This window comes from Nonomuraea candida (genome assembly GCF_000725485.1).
GTDB classification, from domain to species: Bacteria; Actinomycetota; Actinomycetes; order Streptosporangiales; family Streptosporangiaceae; genus Nonomuraea; species Nonomuraea candida.
The window spans coordinates 88871-109087 of sequence record NZ_JOAG01000029.1 but is presented as its reverse complement, the minus strand read 5'-3'; the positions used below and the strand labels follow the sequence as shown (position 1 = coordinate 109087).

At 71.2% G+C, this 20217-nt stretch carries 15 protein-coding genes and 1 tRNA gene; 7 read left to right on the top strand and 9 right to left on the bottom strand.

The features are described 5' to 3' along the window. Window positions 1-99: 99 nt before the first annotated feature. The 3 genes from IO39_RS27235 to IO39_RS27225 form a co-directional block, all read right to left on the bottom strand. Window positions 100-1077, bottom strand: coding sequence for a ribose-phosphate diphosphokinase (locus tag IO39_RS27235; RefSeq protein WP_043628699.1), 978 nt, complete (start codon window positions 1075-1077; stop codon window positions 100-102). Continuing rightward, window positions 1074-2525 carry a bifunctional UDP-N-acetylglucosamine diphosphorylase/glucosamine-1-phosphate N-acetyltransferase GlmU gene (gene glmU, locus IO39_RS27230; RefSeq protein WP_043628697.1) on the bottom strand — a complete coding sequence of 484 codons (1452 nt, stop codon included), beginning with the start codon at window positions 2523-2525 and terminating at the stop codon, window positions 1074-1076. The genes IO39_RS27235 and glmU overlap by 4 nt, the downstream gene beginning before the upstream one ends. Before the next feature lie 127 nt (window positions 2526-2652). Further along, window positions 2653-2724: transfer RNA gene (locus IO39_RS27225), tRNA-Gln, on the bottom strand. A gap of 300 nt (window positions 2725-3024) precedes the next feature. Between IO39_RS27225 and IO39_RS27220 the strand changes: the two genes are divergently transcribed. From IO39_RS27220 to IO39_RS27205, 4 genes are all read left to right on the top strand, one after another. Further along, on the top strand, window positions 3025-3963 hold the full coding sequence (locus IO39_RS27220) for an acyl-CoA desaturase (protein WP_043628695.1): 939 nt from the start codon (window positions 3025-3027) through the stop codon (window positions 3961-3963). Window positions 3964-4099: 136 nt separating this feature from the next. Next, window positions 4100-5047: a TetR/AcrR family transcriptional regulator gene (locus tag IO39_RS27215; RefSeq protein WP_043628693.1), complete on the top strand. Its 948-nt coding sequence runs from the start codon at window positions 4100-4102 to the stop codon at window positions 5045-5047. 118 nt (window positions 5048-5165) lie between these two features. Further along, window positions 5166-7226, top strand: a complete 2061-nt coding sequence (locus IO39_RS27210) for an RNA degradosome polyphosphate kinase (RefSeq protein WP_043628691.1) — start codon at window positions 5166-5168, stop codon at window positions 7224-7226. Then, window positions 7216-8067 (top strand): NUDIX hydrolase, encoded by an 852-nt coding sequence (locus tag IO39_RS27205; RefSeq protein ID WP_245642277.1) that lies wholly within the window; start codon window positions 7216-7218, stop codon window positions 8065-8067. The genes IO39_RS27210 and IO39_RS27205 overlap by 11 nt, the downstream gene beginning before the upstream one ends. A gap of 18 nt (window positions 8068-8085) precedes the next feature. Here IO39_RS27205 and IO39_RS27200 read toward each other — a convergent pair whose 3' ends face one another. Beyond that, window positions 8086-9573, bottom strand: coding sequence for a CYTH and CHAD domain-containing protein (locus IO39_RS27200; RefSeq protein ID WP_245642275.1), 1488 nt, complete (start codon window positions 9571-9573; stop codon window positions 8086-8088). A 250-nt stretch (window positions 9574-9823) separates the two neighbouring features. Beyond that, window positions 9824-10594: a trans-aconitate 2-methyltransferase gene (locus tag IO39_RS27195; protein WP_245642273.1), complete on the bottom strand. Its 771-nt coding sequence runs from the start codon at window positions 10592-10594 to the stop codon at window positions 9824-9826. A 57-nt stretch (window positions 10595-10651) separates the two neighbouring features. On the opposite strand from IO39_RS27195, the gene IO39_RS27190 reads away from it, so the two are divergent. Next, window positions 10652-11158 (top strand): MarR family winged helix-turn-helix transcriptional regulator, encoded by a 507-nt coding sequence (locus IO39_RS27190; RefSeq protein ID WP_043628686.1) that lies wholly within the window; start codon window positions 10652-10654, stop codon window positions 11156-11158. A 341-nt stretch (window positions 11159-11499) separates the two neighbouring features. Here IO39_RS27190 and IO39_RS27185 read toward each other — a convergent pair whose 3' ends face one another. The 4 genes from IO39_RS27185 to rsmA form a co-directional block, all read right to left on the bottom strand. After that, complete coding sequence (locus tag IO39_RS27185) at window positions 11500-13392, bottom strand: ABC-F family ATP-binding cassette domain-containing protein (RefSeq protein ID WP_043628683.1); 1893 nt, start codon at window positions 13390-13392, stop codon at window positions 11500-11502. 374 nt (window positions 13393-13766) lie between these two features. Next, on the bottom strand, window positions 13767-14669 hold the full coding sequence (locus IO39_RS27180; protein WP_043628681.1) for a 4-(cytidine 5'-diphospho)-2-C-methyl-D-erythritol kinase: 903 nt from the start codon (window positions 14667-14669) through the stop codon (window positions 13767-13769). A 350-nt stretch (window positions 14670-15019) separates the two neighbouring features. After that, window positions 15020-15571, bottom strand: a complete 552-nt coding sequence (locus tag IO39_RS27175; protein ID WP_169789123.1) for a C40 family peptidase — start codon at window positions 15569-15571, stop codon at window positions 15020-15022. Window positions 15572-15845: 274 nt separating this feature from the next. Further along, window positions 15846-16706 carry a 16S rRNA (adenine(1518)-N(6)/adenine(1519)-N(6))-dimethyltransferase RsmA gene (rsmA, locus tag IO39_RS27170; RefSeq protein ID WP_043628678.1) on the bottom strand — a complete coding sequence of 287 codons (861 nt, stop codon included), beginning with the start codon at window positions 16704-16706 and terminating at the stop codon, window positions 15846-15848. Between the two features lie 70 nt (window positions 16707-16776). On the opposite strand from rsmA, the gene IO39_RS56875 reads away from it, so the two are divergent. Both IO39_RS56875 and IO39_RS27160 read left to right on the top strand, forming a co-directional pair. Then, window positions 16777-18648 carry a serine/threonine-protein kinase gene (locus IO39_RS56875; protein WP_052423421.1) on the top strand — a complete coding sequence of 624 codons (1872 nt, stop codon included), beginning with the start codon at window positions 16777-16779 and terminating at the stop codon, window positions 18646-18648. Next, window positions 18645-19940: an FG-GAP repeat protein gene (locus IO39_RS27160; protein ID WP_043628677.1), complete on the top strand. Its 1296-nt coding sequence runs from the start codon at window positions 18645-18647 to the stop codon at window positions 19938-19940. The genes IO39_RS56875 and IO39_RS27160 overlap by 4 nt, the downstream gene beginning before the upstream one ends. Window positions 19941-20217 lie beyond the last annotated feature (277 nt).

The following is a 20217-nucleotide window of genomic DNA, read 5'->3' as shown; positions in this document are numbered from 1 at the left end:
GGCCCCGGCCCGCGTCCACCGGCTCCCGGCCCGCGCCCATCGGCTCCGGCCGGCGCGCGCCGGCCGGACCGGTTGTCACCGGTCAGGCGGCGGGACCGCTCACGTGTCGCCCTCGAACAGGCTCGTGACCGAGCCGTCCTGGAAGACCTCCGTGATCGCGCGGGCGATCAGCGGCGCGATCGACAGCACGGTCAGCTTGTCGAACCTGCTCGCCTGCGACAGCGGCAGCGTGTTGGTGACGATGACCTCGGAGATGCGGGAGTTCTTCAGCCGGTCGACGGCCGGGTCGGAGAAGACGGCGTGGGTGGCGGCCACGATGACGTTGGTCGCGCCCTGCTCGTAGAGGGCGTCGGCGGCCTTGCAGATCGTGCCGGCCGTGTCGATCATGTCGTCGATGAGCACGCAGGTGCGCCCGCGTACGGTGCCGACGACCTCGCTGACCTTCACCGAGTTGGCCACGTCGAGGTCGCGGCGCTTGTGGATGAACGCCAGCGGCGTGCCCAGCGTGTCGGCCCAGCGCTCCGACAGCCGCACGCGGCCGGTGTCGGGCGAGACGACGGTGGTGTTCTCCAGGTCGAGCTTGTTCTTGAGGTAGCTCTCCAGGACCGGCATGGCGAACAGGTGGTCGACCGGGCCGTCGAAGAAGCCCTGGATCTGCGAGGTGTGCAGGTCGATCGACATGAGCCGGTCGGCGCCCGCGGTCTTGAACATGTCGGCGATGAGCCGGGCCGTGATCGGCTCGCGGCCGCGGCCCTTCTTGTCCTGCCGGGCGTAGCCGTAGAACGGCATGACCACGGTGATGCGCTTGGCGGAGGCCCGCTTGAGCGCGTCGACCATGATGAGCTGTTCCATGATCCACTTGTTGATGGGCCCGGTGTGGCTCTGGATGACGAAGGCGTCGCAGCCGCGTACGGACTCCAGGTAGCGGGCGTAGATCTCGCCGTTGGCGAAGTCGATGAGTTTGGTGGGGGTGAGGGAGACGCCGACGTGCTCGGCGACCTCCGCGGCCAGCTCCGGGTGGGCTCGCCCGGAGAAGAGCATGAGGTTCTTCTCTCCGGGCTGCTTGATGCTGGTCATGAATCTTTCTCCCGCTGCTGTTTCTCGGCCAGCGCCTTTTCGGCGGCCGCGGCCGACTTCGTACCCGAGCGCCGGCGCAGCACCCATTTGTCGATGTTGCGCTGACGCGCCCGCGCCACTCCGATCGCGCCCGGAGGAACGTCGTCGGTGATGGTCGAGCCGGCCGCCGTGTAGGCGCCCTCGTTGACCGTCACGGGTGCGACGAGCATGGTGTCGCAGCCGACGAACGCGCCGTCGCGCACGGTGGTGTGGTGCTTGTTGACCCCGTCGTAGTTGACGAAGACGGTGGAGGCGCCGATGTTGACGTCGTCGCCGATGGTGGCGTCGCCCGCGTAGGACAGGTGCGGCACCTTGGAACGCTGCCCGACCTTGGTGTTCTTCATCTCGACGAACGTGCCGGCCTTGGACTTGCGGCCCAGCACGGTGCCGGGGCGCAGGTAGGCGTAGGGGCCGACGTTGGCCTCGGGGCCGATCTCGGCGCTGTCGCAGACGGAGTTGCGCACCACCGCGCCCTCGCCGACGAAGGTGTCGGTCAGCGTGGTGCCGGGGCCGACCTCGGCCCCCGCCCCGATGACGGTGGCGCCGTGGAGCTGGGTGCCGGGGTGGATGACGGCGTCGGGCCCGATGCGCACGCCGACGTCGACCCAGGTGCCGGCCGGGTCGACGACCGTGACGCCGGCGCGCATGTGCTCTTCGAGCAGGCGCAGGTTGAGCACCTTGCGGGCGGCGGCGAGCTGCACGCGGTCGTTGACGCCCTCGACCTCGACGTGGTCGGCGGCCACGCAGGCGCCGACCCGGTGGCCGTCGCGGCGCAGGATGGCCAGGACGTCGGTGAGGTATTCCTCGCCCTGGGCGTTGTCGGCCGAGACGCGCTTGACGGCGTCGGCGAGCAGCAGGCCGTCGAAGGCGTAGATCCCGGAGTTCATCTCCCTGACGGCGCGCTGCTCCGGCGTGGCGTCCTTCTCCTCGACGATCTCCAGCACGGCGCCGGCGTCGTCGCGGATGATCCGGCCGTAGCCGGTCGGGTCGGGCACCTCGGCGGTCAGCACGGTGACGGCGTTGCCGTCGGCGGCGTGCCGTTCGAGCAGGCCGGCCAGGGTCTGGGTGCGCAGGAGCGGCACGTCGCCGTAGGTGACCAGGACGGTGCCGGAGATGGTGCCGACCTCTTCGAGCACGGTGCGGACGGCGTGGCCGGTGCCGCGCTGCTCGCGCTGGACGACGGCGCGCGCGTCGGGGCTGGTGGCGGCCAGGTGGCCGCCGACCCGCTCCAGCGCGTGGCCGATGACGACGATGAGCTGCTCGGGACCGAGGTCGCGGGCTGCGGCCAGCATGTGGTCGACCAGGGCGCGGCCGCACACCTCATGCAGGACTTTCGGGGTCTGGCTCTTCATCCGGGTGCCCTCGCCGGCGGCGAGGACGATGACGGCTGCCGGGCGCGGCACACTCACGGACAGAGGCTCCCTGTGACTGGACAGTTCAGGGCATCTCGGCGCGTCAACCGCACCGATACCCTCCCGACACCGTGAGGATACCTGGCCTCCCCCGGAACGTTCGCGCCGGGGGAGCACCTCAAAGCTCCCGGAAGAGGACTCGAACCCCTACAAAGTGGACCAAAACCACTTGTCCTGCCGATTAGACGATCCGGGACAGATCGGACACGTGAGGTCCGACACCCCCTACGATACCGACCCCGCGCCGGGGTGCGCGCCCGTAATTAACTCCCCCACCCGCCCCAGACGTCAACCCCCTGCCGGCGAGGGGCGTGAGGCATGGCGCGCCGCATAACAGACCAGCCGAAAAGCCGCAAGACGCGAACCCCACTCAGCTCGCCCCGCCCACCGTCACCTTCCACACATTCACGGCTTGGCACTTCCTAACTTACGCTGGCGTAGGTTACGGTTGCGTAGACCGGACAATCAATCTCATACGTGTCCTTGGAGGTCGCCCATGACCGTTCTCGCCGAGCGCTCTTCCCCTGCCCCCAAACCAGACTTCGAACCTGACCCGAAGTCCAAGTCCGAGCTGATCACCTTCGGCCTGGTCGTCGGGCTGCCGCTCGTCGCGATCGCGGCAGCCGTGCCGCTCGCCTGGGGATGGGGCCTCGGCTGGACGGACATCGCGATCGCCTTCGTCTTCTACGTCGTCTCCGGCCTGGGCGTCACCGTGGGCCTGCACCGCTACTTCACGCACGGCTCCTTCAAGGCCAAGCGGCCGATGAAGATCGCCCTGGGCATCGCGGGCAGCCTGTCCCTGGAGATGTCGGTGCTGGACTGGGTGGCCACCCACCGCAAGCACCACAAGTTCTCCGACAAGGAGGGCGACCCGCACTCGCCGTGGCGCTTCGGCCCGGGCTTCAAGAACATGGCCAAGGGCCTGCTGTACGCGCACATGGGCTGGCTGTTCGAGAGCGAGCGGACCAACAGGGAGAAGTACGCCCCCGACCTGTGCAAGGACGAGGACGTGCAGAAGCTGCACAAGTGGTTCGGCGCCCTCGCCCTCACCTCGATCCTGCTGCCCGGCGTGCTGGGCCTGCTGCTCACCTGGTCCTGGCAGGGCGCGCTGACCGCGCTGTTCTGGGGCTCGCTCGTCCGCATCGGGCTGCTGCACCACGTGACCTGGTCGATCAACTCGATCTGCCACGTCTTCGGCGAGGAGGACTTCCAGGTCCGCGACAAGTCGCGCAACGTGTGGTGGCTGGCCATCCCCTCCTTCGGCGAGTCGTGGCACAACCTGCACCACTCCGACCCGACCTGCGCCAGGCACGGCGCGCTCAAGGGCCAGATCGACCTGAGCGCCGGCCTGATCCGCATCTTCGAGAAGCTGGGCTGGGTGTACGACGTCCGCTGGCCGACGCCCGAGCGGCTGGCGGCGAAGCGCATTGCCTGACACCGACACCGCGTCCACCGATGTCGAGCAACCGGTCGGGCGGCCGGTCGAGCGGCAGGCCCGGCGGCCGGCCGGTCGCCCGGCCGCCCGGCGGGCCGACCGGCCGGGGAGCGGTCACGGACCCGTGACCGCCATTATGGAAAACGTGACCGAACCCCGATCTCGCAGGCGCATGTCCGGTAGCGAGCGACGAGAGCAGCTGATCCACATCAGCCGGGCGCTCTTCGCCGAGAAGGGGTTCGACGGGACCTCTATCGAAGAGATCGCCGCTACCGCACAGGTGTCGAAACCCGTGGTGTACGAGCATTTCGGCGGCAAGGAAGGCGTCTACGCGGTCGTCGTGGACCGCGAGATGCAGAAGCTGCTCGGCATGATCACCGAGGCGCTCTCCGCCGCCCACTCCCTGGTCAAGCTGGAACGGGCCGCGCTGGCCCTGCTGCGTTACATCGAGGAGAGCAGCGAGGGCTTCCGCATCCTGGTGCGCGACTCGCACGCGGCCTCCGGCACCGGCACGTTCGCCAGCCTGATCAGCGAGATCGCCAGCCAGGTCGAGGACGTGCTGGCCGACGAGTTCGCGGCCCGCGGCTACGACCCCAAGCTCGCCCCCATGTACGCCCAGATGCTGGTCGGCATGGTGGCCCTGACCGGCCAGTGGTGGCTCGACGTGCGCAAGCCGGGCCGCGAGGAGGTCGCCGCCCACCTGGTCAACCTGGCCTGGAACGGCCTGACCGGGCTCAACCCGAGCCCGTCGATCACCGCCACGAGCCGGGCGCCCGCCGTCCCCGCGGCCAAGCAGCCGCCGCGCGTCACCAGCGAGAAGGAGCTGCGCGAGCTGGAGAAGGCCCGCGAGAAGGAGCTCAAGGAGGCGGAGAAGGCCCGCCAGCGCGAGCTCAAGGAGGCCGAGAAGGCCAGGGTGCGCGAGCTGAAGGAGCGCGAGCGGCTGCTCAAGGAGGCGGAGAAGGAGCGGGAGCGGCTGCTCAAGGAGGCTGAGAAGGCTCGCGAGCGCGAGGAGAGGATCCGCCAGCGCGAGGCCCGGCTGGCCGAGCGGGCCGCACGTCTCGAACAGGTAGATCATCCCGATTGACTCTTGAACGAGCGTGGTGTCCGGAGTGACGATTGTGTTGAGCAAGGCTGACCATTACGGGTGAGCCGTTGCGGCTACGTTAACGTGCTGTTCAACCAAACGGGGCAATATACGCCATATGTCCGCGGAACCGTTCCAGCCTGCAAATGACCTCCCGCTACCACAGGAGCGGTTCCTCAATCGCGAGGAGAGCTGGCTCCAGTTCAACGAACGCGTGCTCGAACTCGCCGAGGACCCTTCGCTGCCCCTGCTCGAACGGGTGCGCTTCCTGGCCATCTTCGCCAGCAACCTGGACGAGTTCTTCCGGGTGCGGGTGGCCGGCCTCAAGCGGCGCATGGCCACCGGCCTGCTGCTGCGCACCAAGAGCGGGCTCAAGCCGCGCGAGGAGCTGGTCAGGATCGCCGCGATCGCGGACGAGCTGGCCAGGCGCCACGCGGCCGTCTTCCATCAGCAGATCTGCCCGCAGCTCGGCTCCGAGGGCATCGAGATCGTCCGGTGGGACGATCTGGGCCGCGAGGAGCGTACGGAGCTGCGCAAGCTGTTCAGGGAGCGCATCCGGCCGGTGCTCACGCCGCTGGCCGTGGACCCGGCACACCCATTTCCTTACATTTCAGGACTTAGCCTGAATTTGGCGGTCCTAGTGCGTAATCCGGCGACCGATCACACCGTTTTCGCCCGGGTAAAGGTTCCTTCGCAGTTGCCGCGGTTCGTCCAGGCGTCCAAGGACCGCTTCGTACCGCTCGAAGACGTCATCGCCGCCCATCTCGGGCAGCTCTTCAAGGGCATGGAGATCCTCCAGCACCACGTTTTCCGCGTGACCAGGAACGAGGATCTCGACGTGGACGAGGACGTCACCGAGAACCTCATGCAGGCCCTGGAGAAGGAGCTGCTCAAGCGCCGGTTCGGGCCGCCCGTACGGCTGGAGGTGGAGGACACCATCACGCCCGAGGTGCTGGCGCCGCTGGTGGAGGAGCTGGAGCTGGCCCCGCACGAGATCTACCGGCTGCCCGGCCCGCTCGACCTGTCCGGCCTGCACGCCATCGCCGACCTGGACCGGGGCGAGCTGAGCTACCGGCCGTTCGTGCCCGCCGAGGTGATCAACGCCGAGGACGACATCTTCTCCACGCTGCGCGAGCGCGACGTGCTGCTGCACCACCCGTACGACTCCTTCGCCACCAGCGTGCAGCGCTTCATCGAGGTGGCCGCGGCCGACCCGAGGGTGCTGGCGATCAAGCAGACCCTCTACCGCACCAGCGGCGACTCCCCCATCGTGGACGCGCTCATCGACGCGGCCGAGGCGGGCAAGCAGGTCGTCGTGGTCGTGGAGATCAAGGCCCGCTTCGACGAGCACGCCAACATCTCCTGGGCCCGCAAGCTGGAGCGCGCCGGCTGCCACGTCGTCTACGGTGTGGTCGGCCTGAAGACCCACTGCAAGCTGGCCCTCGTCGTGCGCCAGGAGCCCTCGGGCGAGTTGCGCCGCTACTGCCACATCGGCACCGGCAACTACAACCCCAAGACCGCCCGCCAGTACGAGGATTTCGGCCTGCTCACCGCCGACCCGCTGGTCGGCGAGGACGTGACGGACCTGTTCATCCACCTGACCGGCTACTCCCACCACTCTGCCTACCGCCGCCTGCTGGTCGCGCCGCACTCCATGCGCAGCGGCCTGGTGGCCAGGATCGAGCGGGAGATCGCCCACCAGCAGGCCGGCCGCCCCGCGCGGATCAGGATCAAGACGAACTCGCTGGTGGACGAGCCGATCATCGACGCCCTCTACCGCGCCTCCCGCGCCGGCGTGCCGGTGGACCTGTGGGTGCGCGGCATCTGCATCCTGCGCCCCGGCATCCCCGGCCTGTCGGAGAACATCCGCGTGCGCTCGGTGCTGGGCCGCTTCCTCGAACACTCCAGGGTGTACGAGTTCGGCCTGGGCAGGCGGCCCGAGGTGTGGATCGGCAGCGCCGACCTGATGCGCAGGAACCTCGACCGCCGCGTCGAGGCCCTGGTCAAGGTGACCTCCCAGCAGCACAAGGCGTACCTCATCGAGCTGATGGACCAGGCCATGGCCGACACCACGAACGCGTGGTGGCTCAACTCCGACGGCACCTGGGCCCGCCATGCCGGCGACGACCTGCAGAGCCGCCTCATCGCCACCCGCCGCTGGAGGACCGTTGACGACTGACCTGCTCCGGGCCGCCGGAGCCGTGGTCTGGCGGGGCGCGCAGCACCGCCCCGAGGTGGCCGTCGTCCACCGCCCCGCCTATGACGACTGGACCTTCCCCAAGGGCAAGCTGAAGCCCGGCGAGCACGTCATCGCCGCCGCGCTGCGCGAGGTGCGCGAGGAGACCGGCCTGACCGTGCTGCTCGGCCGCGCGCTGCCGCCCGTGCGCTACCTGCTGGGCGACCGGCTCAAGCGGGTGGACTACTGGGCGGCGCGGGTCTTCGCCGACGCCGGGTTCGAGCCCGGCGACGAGGTGGACGAGCTGCGCTGGGTGCCCGTGGACGAGGCCGGGCGGCTGCTGACGTACGAATGGGACGCCGGGCTGCTGCGCGGCCTGCGCGCGGCGCCGCTCGACACGGTGCCCCTCGTCCTCGTCCGCCACGGCTCGGCCGGCTCCAGGAGCGAGTGGACGGGCGCGGACGCCGCGCGCCCGCTCGACGCCGGCGGGGCCTCCCAGGCGGCGAACCTGGCCGCCGTGCTGCCCGCGTACCGGCCCGCGACGCTGGTCAGCTCGCCCAGCGCCCGGTGCGTGCAGACGCTGGAGCCGTACGCGCGGGCGCTCCGGGCCGAGGTCAGGACCGAGCCGCTGCTCAGCGAGGAGGGCCAGGACCCGGAGAAGACTCCCGCGCTGGTGCGCGGCCTGGCGGCGCCCGCCGTCGTGTGCAGTCACGGCAAGGTGCTGCCGGGGCTGATCGAGGCGTTGCGCGGCGGCAAGAGCGTGCACCTGCGCAAGGGGGCGTTCGCGGTGCTGCACACGGCGGCCGGGCAACCGGCCGGCGACATCGAACGCTACTCCACCTGACGGTTCCAGGACGCGTTCTCAGAGGACCTTCGTGACCGCTTTGAGCGTTTCCTGCCACACCCGGGGGAACTCGGCGTGCGCGCGCTCGGCGGCACCGCGCTCGATCCCGATGAGCAGCCCGTACGTGAAGGTGTCCTCACCCGCCTGCCGGGCGCTCTCCGCCTCCTTGGCCAGCAGCTCCTGCGCCACCACGCCGTCCTGGTAGGTCCCGAGGACCTCCTGCACGCCCGCCGCCAGCTTGGCCAGCCTGCCCATGTCGTCGCCCAGCGTCGGCCGCAGCGCCTCGGCGGTGTAGCGGGCGCGCTTGGCCGCCTTGCGCACGTCGTGCATGGCGATCTCGCGGCGCTCCGGGTCCTCGATGGCCTGGGCGGTGTCGTAGGCCCTGGTCACCCTGTTCCAGTTGGCCGCGGCGACGGTGCGCAGCTGCTCCTGCGCCGGCTTGGCCGCCGCCTTGCCCAGGGACGGAGCCGCGACGAGCGCGTCGAGGGCGTTCAGCAGCAGGTAGTAGCGCTCGCCGCTGAGCGTCTCCTTGATCCGCCCGTACGCCTCCTCCTCGCGCTTGAGCAGGTCGGAGCCGAGCCGGGTCTGGATGGGGCCGGTGACCAGCTCGGGCGCGAGCCCCGCCAGCTCCTTGGCGAACCTGGCCCTGATCACCTCCAGGTCGCGGGCCTCGCCCAGCACGTTGCCGAGCCAGCGCAGCTCGTCCTGCAGCGCCTCGGTGCCGGTCACGACGCTCTTGAACGCCTTCAGCGCGCTGCGCATCCTGCGGGCCGCCACGCGCATCTGGTGCACGGCGTCCTCTTCGGCGCGGCGGACCCGCGGATCCTGCGAGAGCAGGGCCTTGACCTGGCCCGCCAGGTAGGCGACGACGACCTCGCCGGCCGAGCCCGGCTTGGTGGCGGCGATGGGGGGCGGGGCGGGTTCGAGCAGCCTGGCGAGCTTGCTGGCGGACTCCGAGGGGGTGGCCCCGGCCTTCCTGAGCCGCTTGCCGACCTTGGCCAGCAGCGTCGTGGTGCCTTGCAGCAGCTCGGCCTCGACCTCGCGCCACCGTACGACCTTGGGCTCCGTACCGAACGCGGTGCCCTTGACGCGGTCGTCGGCGATCTCGACCAGCGGGGTGTCGCCGTCGCGCAGGAGCGTGACGCTCCTGCGGGTGTCGAGCTCGGCGACCGGCCGCAGCTCGGCTCCGCGGGTGTAGGCGCGGACGAGTTCGGCCAGTTCCACGGGCACGACCTTGGTGCTGCGGGTGAGCGGGTGGGTGATCTCCTGGCGCACGCCCTTGGCCTTGGGCAGTTTCAGGTGCCAGCCGGGGTCGGAGCCGCCCCGCCGCCGCCTGAGCGTGACGCCGCGGGCGGCCAGCCGCAGGTCGGGCGTGTCATAGTAGAGCGCCACGAGCTGGTGGCTCTTCGGGCCCACGACGTCCGCCAGACCGCTGAGGTCCGGGATCGCGTACTCCGGGGGAACGTCGAACTTGTCCTCGATCTCGATGCCCACTGCACCTCGCAAGAGTCCGATTTCGGACAATGATGCCACTGACCGGCGAATATCACACGGGTTGCAGGAGTTCGATTGTGTTGCCCGTCGGGCCGGAAACGTAGATGTGCCGACAGCTACAAACCGGGCCGTCCGCCATCACACCCGACATTTCCCATCCCGCCGTGCTGGGGGGACGGCGGCTCCTATCCCGCCGTGCTGGGGGCCGGCGGCTCCTATGCCACCGTGTTGGGGGGCCGGCGGCGCCTCGGGACGCCGGAGGTCACTTCTGCGCCACCACGAAGACCCGCCGGAACGGGAACGGCGTGCCGTAGCTGCGCGCCGGGTACGCCTCGGCCAGCGGCTTGGCCAGGTCCTGCTTGAAGCGCCGCTGCTCGTCCGGGTCGAGGCGGTCGAGGATGGGGCGCAGGGCGGTGCCGGAGACCCATTCGAGCACCGGGTTCTCGCCGTGCAGGATGTGCACGTACGTCGTCTCCCACGCGTCCACCTGGGAGCCGCCCTGGTTGAGCAGGTCGACGTACTCCAGCGGGTCGCCGACGGGGTTGCCCCTGCTGTAGTCGCCGAGCCGGTCGGACCAGGTCCGCGAGGCGCACAGCTCGCGGATCGCGACGTGACTGGGGGCGTCGAAGTTGCCCGGCACCTGGAAGGCCAGCCAGCCGCCCGGGGCCACCACCTCGACCCAGTGCTCCAGCACGTCGCGGTGATGGGGCACCCACTGCAGGACGGCGTTGGAGATCAGCACGTCGATGGGGCGGTCGGGCCGCCAGGTGGCGACGTCGGCGACCGCGAACCTGGCCCGCGTCTCCAGCTTGCGGGCCTTGGTGATCATCGCCGGTGACGAGTCGAAGCCCTCGATGGTCGCGTTGGGCCAGCGGCTGCCCAGCTCCACGGTGAGTTCACCGCTGCCGCAGCCCGCGTCCACGACATAATCGGGCTCCACGGCCCCCACCCTGGAGATCAGCTCGATGAACGGCCGCGACCGCTCGTCCGCGTAGACCGCGTAGGTCACCGGGTCCCAAATATCTCTCGACATAAAGATAATTGATATCGAGAGAGATATCTCGATGTCAAGACAGTACACTCTTGTGTCATGACGGAGGATGCTAGAGACGAGGTGGACCGCCTCGTCGCGGCTTGGCGAGCTGAGCGCCCCGACCTCGACGTCGAGCCGCTCCAGGTGCTCTCCAGGGTGTCACGACTGGCCAAGCATCTCGACCGGGCGCGGCGGGCGGCGTTCGCCGAACACGATCTGGAGCCCTGGGAGTTCGACGTGCTGACCGCGCTGCGGCGGGCCGGCAAGCCGTACGAACTCAGCCCCGGAGCCCTGCTGCGGGCCACGCTGGTGACCTCTGGCACCATGACCAACCGCATCGACCGGCTGGCCCAGGCGGGGCTGGTGCGCCGGCGACCCGACCCGGAGGACCGGCGGGGGGTGCTGGTGTCGCTGACGGAGACGGGGCTGGCCCGGGTGGACGCGGCCTTCGCCGACCTGTTGCGGCGGGAGCGGGAGCTGTTGTCGGGGCTGGGGGGCGCGGACCAGCGGGCCCTGGCCTCACTCCTCCGCACGCTCCTCGCCCCCTTCGACTCCCCGCTCTGACCCTGCTCCTCCCCTTCCCTTCCCACATCAACCAACTTTTCCCACCTGGGACGACTTTCCCTGCGCGGGGGCGACTTCCGCGCCCGGGCCGGCTCCTCCGCCCGAGCCGGCTCCCTGCCCGGGCCGGCTCCCTGCCCGGGCCGGCTCCCTGCCCGGAGCGGCTCCCTGCCCGGAGCGGCTCCCTGCCCGGAGCGGCTCCCTGCCTGGAGGGCGACCGGGTCCACATCGGTCGGTTCTGTCCGTTTCAGCAGGCTCTGCTTGCGCCGACGGCCGTCCGCTCGCTCGGCGGACGGCCGTCGTACCCGTGGTGTCGTGGCGGATCGGGGCGTCGTGGGGTGGGGTCACTCGCCGAGGCGGTCGGCGACCTCCAGCCACTCGGCCTCGATGGTGTCCTTCTGGGCCGTGATCTCGCGTAGCTGGGCGTCGAGCGACCCCAGCTTGGCGTAGTCGCTGGCCGCCTCTGCCATGGCCGCGTGGAGCCGGGACTCCTGGTCGCTGAGCTTGTCGAGCTGGCGTTCCAGGCGGTTGAGCTCCTTGCGGAGTTCGCGTTCCTCCTTGGCCGACAACCCGCCGCCCTGGGCCGGCCCGGACGCGGGCGCGGTCGGCGTACCGGCTGGTCCGGACGCCGCGACGCCCACGCCCTCCGCGCCACCACCGGGACGCCCGGACGCGGCGGCCCCGTCGCCGGGGCGGCCGGACGCCGGAGCGCCGGCGCCGAGACGGGCGGTGACCGCCGTGCCCGCCGCACGCCGTTCGAGGTATTCGTCCACCCCGCCGGGCAGCAGCGAGAGCTTGCCGTCGCCGAGCAGCGCCACGCACCGGTCGGTGACCCGCTCCAGGAAGTAGCGGTCGTGGCTCACCAGGATCAGCGTGCCCGGCCAGCCGTCCAGCAGGTCTTCCAGCTCGTTGAGCGTCTCGATGTCGAGGTCGTTGGTCGGCTCGTCGAGCAGCAGGACGTTGGGGTCGTCCATCAGCAGCCGGAGCAGCTGCAACCGCCGCCGCTCGCCGCCCGACAGGTCGCCGATCACCTTCCACTGCGCCTCGCCGCGGAAGCCGAGGCGTTCGAGCAGCTGGGAGGCGGTCCACTCGCGCTTGCCGAGCTGGAGGTACTTGCGCACCTCCTCCACCGACTCCAGCACCCGCCGCGTCGGGTCGAGCTCGGCCAGCTCCTGCGACAGGTGCGCCAGGCGGACGGTCTTGCCGCGGATCACCCGGCCCGAGTCGGGCTTGATCGAGTCGGCGAGCAGCCGCAGCACCGAGGACTTGCCCGACCCGTTCACGCCGATCAGCCCGATCCGGTCACCCGGGCCGAACTGCCACGTCAGGTGGTCGAGCACCAGCGGGCCCGTGCCGGGACCGCCCGCGTGCAGGGTGACGTCCTCCAGGTCGTAGACGGTCTTGCCGAGCCTGGCCGCGGCGAAGCGCATCAGCTCGACGGTCTCGCGCGGCGGTGGCTCGTTCGCGATCAGGGCCTGGGCGGCATCGATGCGGAACTTCGGCTTCGACGTACGGGCGGGCGGGCCGCGCCGCAGCCAGGCGATCTCCTTGCGCATGAGGTTCTGGCGGCGCTCCTCGGCGGCCTGGGCGATGCGCGCGCGCTCGGCCTTGGCCAGCACGTATGCCGCGTAACCGCCCTCGTAGCGCTCGACCCGGCCGTCCACGACCTCCCAGGTGCGGGTGGAGACGGCGTCGAGGAACCACCGGTCGTGGGTCACGACCACCAGCGCGCTCTTCCGGCTCGACAGGTGCCCGGCCAGCCACGCGATGGCCTCGATGTCGAGGTGGTTCGTGGGCTCGTCCAGCATGATCAGGTCGTGGTCGTCGATGAGCAGCCTGGCCAGCGCCGTACGCCTGCGCTCCCCGCCCGACAGGTCCGCCGACCTGGCGTCGAGGTCGAGGTCGCCGATGAGGTTGGCGAGGATCTCGCGTACGCGCTGGTTCCCCGCCCACTCGTGCTCGGCCAGCCCGCCCAGGACGAGCTCGCTGACGGTGGCCGCCGGGTCGAGCGTGTCCTGCTGGGACAGGAACCCGACCCGGAGGCCGCGGTTGTGGGTGACGCGGCCGCTGTCGGGGCGTACGGTGCCCGCCAGCACGGACAGCAACGTCGTCTTGCCGCCCCCGTTGCGGCCGACGACGCCGATGCGATCACCGGCCTCCAGCCCGAGGGAGACGTCACTGAGGAGCGGCTTGGGACCGTACGCGTGGGAAACCGACTCAAGATTGACCAGATTCATGGCCTCCCCAGGGTATCGGCTCCCGCCCACCTCCCCGCCGTCACAACCCCCGTCCCGGCAGAACACGGCCGCCCCATGAAGAGCACCCCCACGGTGACCCCGTCCACAGCCGGGACCAGCCCGCCAGATGTCGCCCCCGGGAAGCCGAGTCGCACGCGTCCCGGCCCGCTCGGAGCCGGTCCCGGCACAACCCGGAGCGGCCGGGAAACGGCTCCGGCCCGGCACAACCCGGAGCGGCCGGGAAACGGCTCCGGCCCGGCACAACCCAGAGCGGCCGGGAAGCGGCTCGGGCCCGGCGCCGCACCGGCACCACGCGGGCCCCGAGGCCGCTCGAAGGCTGCGTGATGCCGGATGGGGGTGGATCGGACCAGGGGTCAGACCAGGGTGGCGCCGTGGACGGGGCCGTGGGCGGCGACCGCGGTGTGGGCGGCGCCCGTCGTGGTCAGGCTCTCCGCGAGGTCGCGGGCGTGGGTGGCGTCGATGGCCAGGAAGGCGCAGGTGGGGCCCGAGCCGGAGACGATGGCGCCCAAGGCTCCGTGCTGGCGGCCCGCGTCGAGGGTGAGGGCCAGTTCGGGGCGGAGGCTGAGCGCGGCGGCCTGCAGGTCGTTGCTCAGGTGGGAGCCGAGGGCGTAGGCGTCGCCGGTGCCGAGGGCCTCCATCAGGGAGTCGTTCAGCTGGGGCCAGGGCACCTGGACGCCGGACGCCTCGCGCAGGCGGTCGCACTCGGCGTACACGCTGGCCGTCGAGAGGCCGCCGTCGGCCAGCGCGAACACCCAGTGGAACGTGCCCCCGGTGGGCAGCTCGCTCAGCTGCTCACCGCGCCCGATGCCGACGGCCGTGCCACCGATCAGGGAGAACGGCACGTCGCTGCCGAGGTCGCCCGCGATCTCCATCAGGTCCTCGACGGGCAGCCCCAGACCCCACAGCTCGTTGCAGGCCACCAGCGCCCCGGCGGCGTCGGCGCTGCCGCCCGCCATGCCGCCCGCCACGGGGATGGCCTTCTGGATGACCAGGTCGGCGCCATAGGTGCGGCCCGCGTGCTTGGCGAGCGCGCGAGCGGCCCGGATCGCCAGGTTGCCGTCGTCGGTCGGCACCTGGTCGGACCACTTGCCATCCACCTGTACGGTGATCGACTCCGACTCCTTCGCCACCACCTCATCGAAGATCGATACTGCGTGGAAGACGTTGACCAGGTCGTGGTAGCCATCTTCCCTGAGCGGGCCGACAGAAAGCTGCACGTTGACCTTCGCGGGCACACGTACGGTCACCGAACTCATCGATCTTCTGCCACTCTCATCACTTGCCGGGGTCAAGGACACTCGATGTTATCCGGGCTCGCCGCCCTGACATGCGGTTCTTGAAAGATGAACTGCAGGACTGTCATTTCCTCAACACGGAGAGTCAGATTTGGTGAGGTTCGTCCGATGGTGACTGATCGTGAGGTTTTCCGGTCATTCGACTATTCGCGGATTTGACGTGCTGCCGATGCCGGCCGACGAGCACCGCTGCCCCTCACCGGACCTGCCCGGATAAGCGAGTGTCCACGCCGGACCATCCGACCAAGCAGGTGCTCGCGCCCGGCCGCCCCGCCGAGCGGGTGTTCGCGCCCGACCGTCGGCAGGGCGAGTCAGGCCGGGCGGATGGCGCCTCGGTAGGTGGCGCGGTAGTAGGGGACGCCGAGGAAGTTCGTCGTCTTCACCACGTCGCCCGTCTTCGGGGCGTGGATCATCAGGCCTCCGGTCAGGAAGATGGCCACGTGGGTGGGGTCGCCCGTGCCGCCGCCGAAGAAGAGCAGGTCGCCGGTGCGACGGGAGCCGATGGGGACTCTGCGGCCCTGGCGGAACTGGGCGCCCGTGTAGTGGCTCAGTCTTATGCCGGCTCTGGACCAGGCGTAGAGGGTCAGGCCGCTGCAGTCGAAGCCTCTGGTGGACGAACCTCTGCCTTTGCCGAGGGTCGGGCCCTTCGGCGAGCCTGCGCCCCAGGAGAACGGCACGCCCAACTGGGTCAGGGCGGCCGCGGCGGCGATCTGGCCTCTTGTGAGCACCTTCTTGCCCTTGCCGGACAGCTCGGCCAGCCCAGCCAGCCCGGACAGGCCCGACATGCTGGACAGGAGGCGTGATGGTCGTGGAGGTGTGGCGGCCTGGGCGGCGGTGGCCGACATGGCCGCGATGGTGAGCAAGGCCGTAATGGTGAGCAAGGCCGTGATGACGGCCGTCAGGAGCCCTGCGGCGCGGGCGGGGCGAGGGAAGAGAAGGAGCTTGGACATCGTGCCTCCCGGTGCTGCGGATCGGTGGGAGGCCAGGATCTGCCGGCGGGAGGGGGTGGGGTTGGGCCGAACGCGGTTCTGTGGAAAAGGTGGTGCGGGAAGGGCTTGGTTCGAGGCGGCGGCGTGGTGTCCTGGTTCGTCCGGTCCTGGTGTTGAAATCAGCGGCCCGGCCTCCCCGCGGCGGTGTTCAGGGTTTGAGTTCGGCTATGCGGGCGAAGGCGTGGATGTCGAGTTGTTCGCCTCTCGCCGAAGGGTCCACCCCGGCGGCGCGCAGGGCGCGTTCGGCGTCGGCGGGGCTGCCGGCCCAGGAGGACAGGGCCGCTCGCAGGGTCTTGCGGCGCTGGGCGAAGGCGGCGTCCACCACCGCGAACACCTCCTCGCGCGACGCCGTCGTCTCCGGCGGGTCGCGGCGGACGAGGGAGACGAGGCCCGAGTCGACGTTGGGGACGGGCCAGAAGACCGTACGGCCCACGGGGCCCGCCCGGCGTACGTCGGCGTACCAGGCGGCCTTGACCGACGGCACGCCGTACACCTTCGAGCCGGGACCGGCGGCGAGCCGGTCGGCCACCTCCGACTGCACCATGACCAGGCCCTTGCGCAGCGACGGCAGGACCTCAAGGAGGTGCAGCACCACGGGGACGGCCACGTTGTACGGCAGGTTGGCCACCAGGGCGGTGGGGACGTGGCCGCACAGGTCGTCGAGGGTGATCTTCATCGCGTCGGCGTTGACGACCGTGAGCCGGTCGGCGGCGTCGCGGTCGGCCACCGTGATGGGGAGTTGCCTGGCCAGCACCGGGTCGATCTCGACGGCGACCACGTGGGCGGCCGACGGCAGCAGGGCGAGGGTGAGCGAGCCGAGGCCGGGGCCCACCTCGATGACCACGTCATCGGGGGACAGATCCGCCACACGGACGATGCGCCGGACGGTGCCCGCGTCGATCACGAAGTTCTGGCCAAGTTTTTTTGTCGGACGAAGATCTAGCCTGTCTGCCAAATTACGTATTTCTGCAGGGCCCAACAGCCTCATCATCCAACCAGTCTCCCGCATCGAACTACGTGCGATGGCGGATGGGGAGACCTAAGGAGAGGATGGCGTGGAACAGGAAGGGACTTCCCTCATGGAGCCAACGGGCGCCGCGCCCCTCCGGCCGACCGACCTGCGGGAGATCGGCCCGTACCGGCTGCTGGGCCGGCTCGGTGAGGGCGGGATGGGGACCGTGTTCCTCGCGCGGGCCCCGACGGGGCGTTTCGTCGCGCTGAAGGTGGTCAAGGCCGAGTTCGCCAATCAGGAGGGTTTCGCCGCCAGGTTCCACGCGGAGGTCGACAACGCCCGCCGGGCGGCGTCGTTCTGTACGGCCCAGGTCCTGGACAACGGCAACACCCGGGACGGGCGCCCGTACATGGTGACCGAGTACATCGCGGGCACCCCCCTGTCGGAACAGATCACGACCCACGGGGCGCTGGATCCGGGGCCGTTACACGGGGTCGCGCTGGGGGTCGCGGCCGCGCTGGCCGCGATCCACGTGGCGGGGCTGGTGCATCGTGACCTGAAGCCGGCGAACGTGATCCTCTCCCTGTCCGGGCCACGGGTGATCGACTTCGGCATCGCCCGGGCGCTCGACCGCGAGACCGGCTTCACGCTCTCCGGCGAGCTGCTGGGCAGCCCGGGGTGGTGGGCTCCCGAGCAGGTGCGCGGCGAGCTCGTCAGCCCCGCCGCCGACATCTTCGCCTGGGGCTGCCTGGTGGCGTACGCGGGCAACGGGCGGCACCCCTTCGGCCGTGGCGCCCCCATCACGCTGGCCAACCGCGTCCTGAACACGCCCCCCGACCTGGGCGCGCTGCCGGCGCCGCTCAACGAGCTCGTACGGCGCGCCACCTCCATGGACCCCGCCCTGCGGCCCTCCGCGCAGGATCTGCTGATCGCCCTGGTGGGAGGCAGTACGCCCGCGCCCGCGACGGCCAACCTGCCGACCCTCGCCGCCACCGAGATGCTCGGCGACTGGGAGCCGCCGCAGAACGTGGTGGACGAACCCGACATCACCGCCACGTTCACGACACCGCCACCGAGTGACGCGACGGGCAGGTCATCGCCCGGCGGGGCGGCGCGGCCGGGGCTCGGCAATGGTGGCGGGCCTGCCGGCGGTTCTCACAGTGGCTCCGGCGGCGGCTCTGCCAGCTCTGGTGGCGGGTCTCTGGAGGAGCGGGCCAGGCGGGAGGAGGCGGAGGCCAAGGAGGAGCTGGCTCGGTGGCAGGTTCCCGGTCAGGAGCCGCCTCAGAGGCCGGGGCTGCGCGGGCTGTTCCGTACGGGCAAGCCGCCGCTCACGGACCCCACGGATGGAACGCGGCAGGACGAGCGCCGGCCGGACCACCCGACCCGGCAGGACATGTCGCCGGGCTCCGAGACGCGGCCGGGTGCGCTGACCTCTCCCGCGGTGCCCGCCGACGAGCCCGACACGCTCGGCGGCACGCGTACGGCCGGCACCCGGTGGCTCATCGCCGCCGGGGCGGCCGTGCTGGCGATCGTCGTGACCGTGGCCGTGCTGATCGTGAACTCCGAGCGCGACACCACCGTCACCGCGCAGCCCGGCACCCCGTCCGCGCCCCCGGGCGGCAACGTCCCCGACGACGTGGGCCGCAGGTTCGCGCTCGGCGGCGCCTTCGACGACCCCGTCGCGATCGTCCCGGCGGCGCCGGAGTGCGGGCTGAAGGAGTACGAGGGCCGGAGGTCCGCCAAGGGCCAGCTCTGCGTGGTCCGCTGGACGATGATCAATCCGGGCGGGGAGCGGCGGGTGCTGATCCAGCCCGTGGTCACCCTGCTCGACGACAGGGGCGGGGAGCACGACGCGGCCCCCGTCACGCTGCCGCCGGCCATCCTGCCCGGCGGGCGGGTGGACAGCGCGTTCGTGTTCGACCTGGCGACCTATCGCAGACCGGTGCGGATGACGGCGAACCTGCTGGAGAACGGCGAGCAGATCGAGGTGCGGCTGTGACGATCGGACCGGCACTCGCCGCACTCCTTCTGGCCACCGCCACCGCCGTCACCACCACCGCCGCCAGCACCACCGCCGCCACCGCCACCGCCGCCACCGCCACCGCCGCCACCGCCACCGCCGTCACCGGTGCCGCGGGTGAGGCGCAGGCCACCGCCGGGCGGGCCTGCGCCGGCGGGGCGGACTTCGACGGGGACGGTGTGGACGACGTGGCCGTGGGTGATCCGTTCGCGGACGATCAGAAGGGCGCGGTGCACGTGCTGTCGGCGGGCAAGGTCGTTCCCGTCGCCGTGCCCGGCCCGGCCGGGGGTGACGGGTTCGGCTGGTCCGTACGGCTGGCACGGGTCGACGGTGACGCCTGCGCCGACCTGGTGATCGGCGCCCCATACGCGGACGTGGACGGCATCGAGGACGCCGGCGCCGCGTACGTCGTCCACGGCGGCGGCACGACGCCCCCGCAGCGCCTGACCGCGCCCCGGCCGCAGCCGTTCGCGCACTTCGGCTGGTCGCTGGCCGCACGCGGCGACCTGGTCGCGATCGGCGCGCCCCACGAGGACGAAGGCCGGCTTCCTGACACGGGCGCCGTCTACGTACGCAAGGGCACGGGCGAGCTGCGCCGGATCAGCCAGGAGAGCGTGGACGTGCGGGGCAACGGCGAGGTGGGCGACCAGTTCGGCTGGTCGCTGGCGTTCGGCCCGCGGAACGGGCTGGTCGTCGGCGTGCCGTACGAGAACGACGACGGCGCGGGCCGCCAGGTCGAGGCGGGCCGGATCGACTCGGGCTCGGTGGTCTTCATCGACGACGCGCTGGCCGCGAGAATCACCTCGGTCAAGCTGGACTCCCCGACGGCCGCCTCGGGCGACAGGTACGGATACGCCATCGCCTACGCCGAGGGCTCCGGGTACGCCATCGGCGCTCCCGGCCCCGGTTACGTGCAGCTCCTGGATCTCGCGCGGAAGCAGGTGCGGCAGGTGCGGCAGGTGGCGCAGGCGGGCGGGGAGGCGTTCGGGTTCTCGATGGCCGCCTCCGCCGACGGCCGGCTGGCGATCGGCGCCCCCTACGGTGACGCGGTGCGGATCGTCTCGTGGAAGGACGCGTCCGAGGATCGGAGGCTGACGGCCGAGGAGGGGTTGTTCGGCTGGTCGGTGGCGTTCAGCGGGAACAAGCTGTACGTGGGGCAGCCGGACGCGCGGCCGTACGGGAGGGTCTCGGTGGCGCCGCGCAACAGCGACACGCTCCAGCCGCTCCAGCCTTCCAAGGGCGCCGACTTCGGCGTCTCGATCTCCGGCTAGCACGCCGCCTCCCGGCGTCACCGTGCCCGACCAGGACACCGCCTCCGGCGTCACGGCGTCCGGGTCCCGGCCGGCGGGTGTTTCACGGGAGCGGGTCACGGCCGGCGGGCCTTCCGGCCCGGTCCGGGCGGGTTTCGTCAGCGGGGCCGGAGTCGTGGCCGGGGCCCGGGCCAGGGGGTCACGGCCGGCGGGCCTTCCCGCCCGGTCCGGGCGGGGTTCGTCAGCGGGGCCCGAGTCGTGGCCGGGGGCCGGGGCAGGGGCGGGGGGCGGGGTGGGG

Excerpts from the sequence above, each read along its gene's own strand:
- IO39_RS27215 (WP_043628693.1), top strand. The coding sequence starts at position 4,100 with ATGGAAAACGTGACCGAACCCCGATCTCGCAGGCGCATGTCCGGTAGC.
- IO39_RS27180 (WP_043628681.1), bottom strand. The coding sequence starts at position 14,669 with ATGAGTTCGGTGACCGTACGTGTGCCCGCGAAGGTCAACGTGCAGCTT.
- IO39_RS27220 (WP_043628695.1), top strand. The coding sequence starts at position 3,025 with ATGACCGTTCTCGCCGAGCGCTCTTCCCCTGCCCCCAAACCAGACTTC.
- rsmA (WP_043628678.1), bottom strand. The coding sequence starts at position 16,706 with ATGCGGGAGACTGGTTGGATGATGAGGCTGTTGGGCCCTGCAGAAATA.
- IO39_RS27210 (WP_043628691.1), top strand. The coding sequence starts at position 5,166 with ATGTCCGCGGAACCGTTCCAGCCTGCAAATGACCTCCCGCTACCACAG.
- IO39_RS56875 (WP_052423421.1), top strand. The coding sequence starts at position 16,777 with ATGGAGCCAACGGGCGCCGCGCCCCTCCGGCCGACCGACCTGCGGGAG.
- IO39_RS27235 (WP_043628699.1), bottom strand. The coding sequence starts at position 1,077 with ATGACCAGCATCAAGCAGCCCGGAGAGAAGAACCTCATGCTCTTCTCC.
- IO39_RS27195 (WP_245642273.1), bottom strand. The coding sequence starts at position 10,594 with ATGTCGAGAGATATTTGGGACCCGGTGACCTACGCGGTCTACGCGGAC.
- IO39_RS27190 (WP_043628686.1), top strand. The coding sequence starts at position 10,652 with ATGACGGAGGATGCTAGAGACGAGGTGGACCGCCTCGTCGCGGCTTGG.
- IO39_RS27185 (WP_043628683.1), bottom strand. The coding sequence starts at position 13,392 with ATGAATCTGGTCAATCTTGAGTCGGTTTCCCACGCGTACGGTCCCAAG.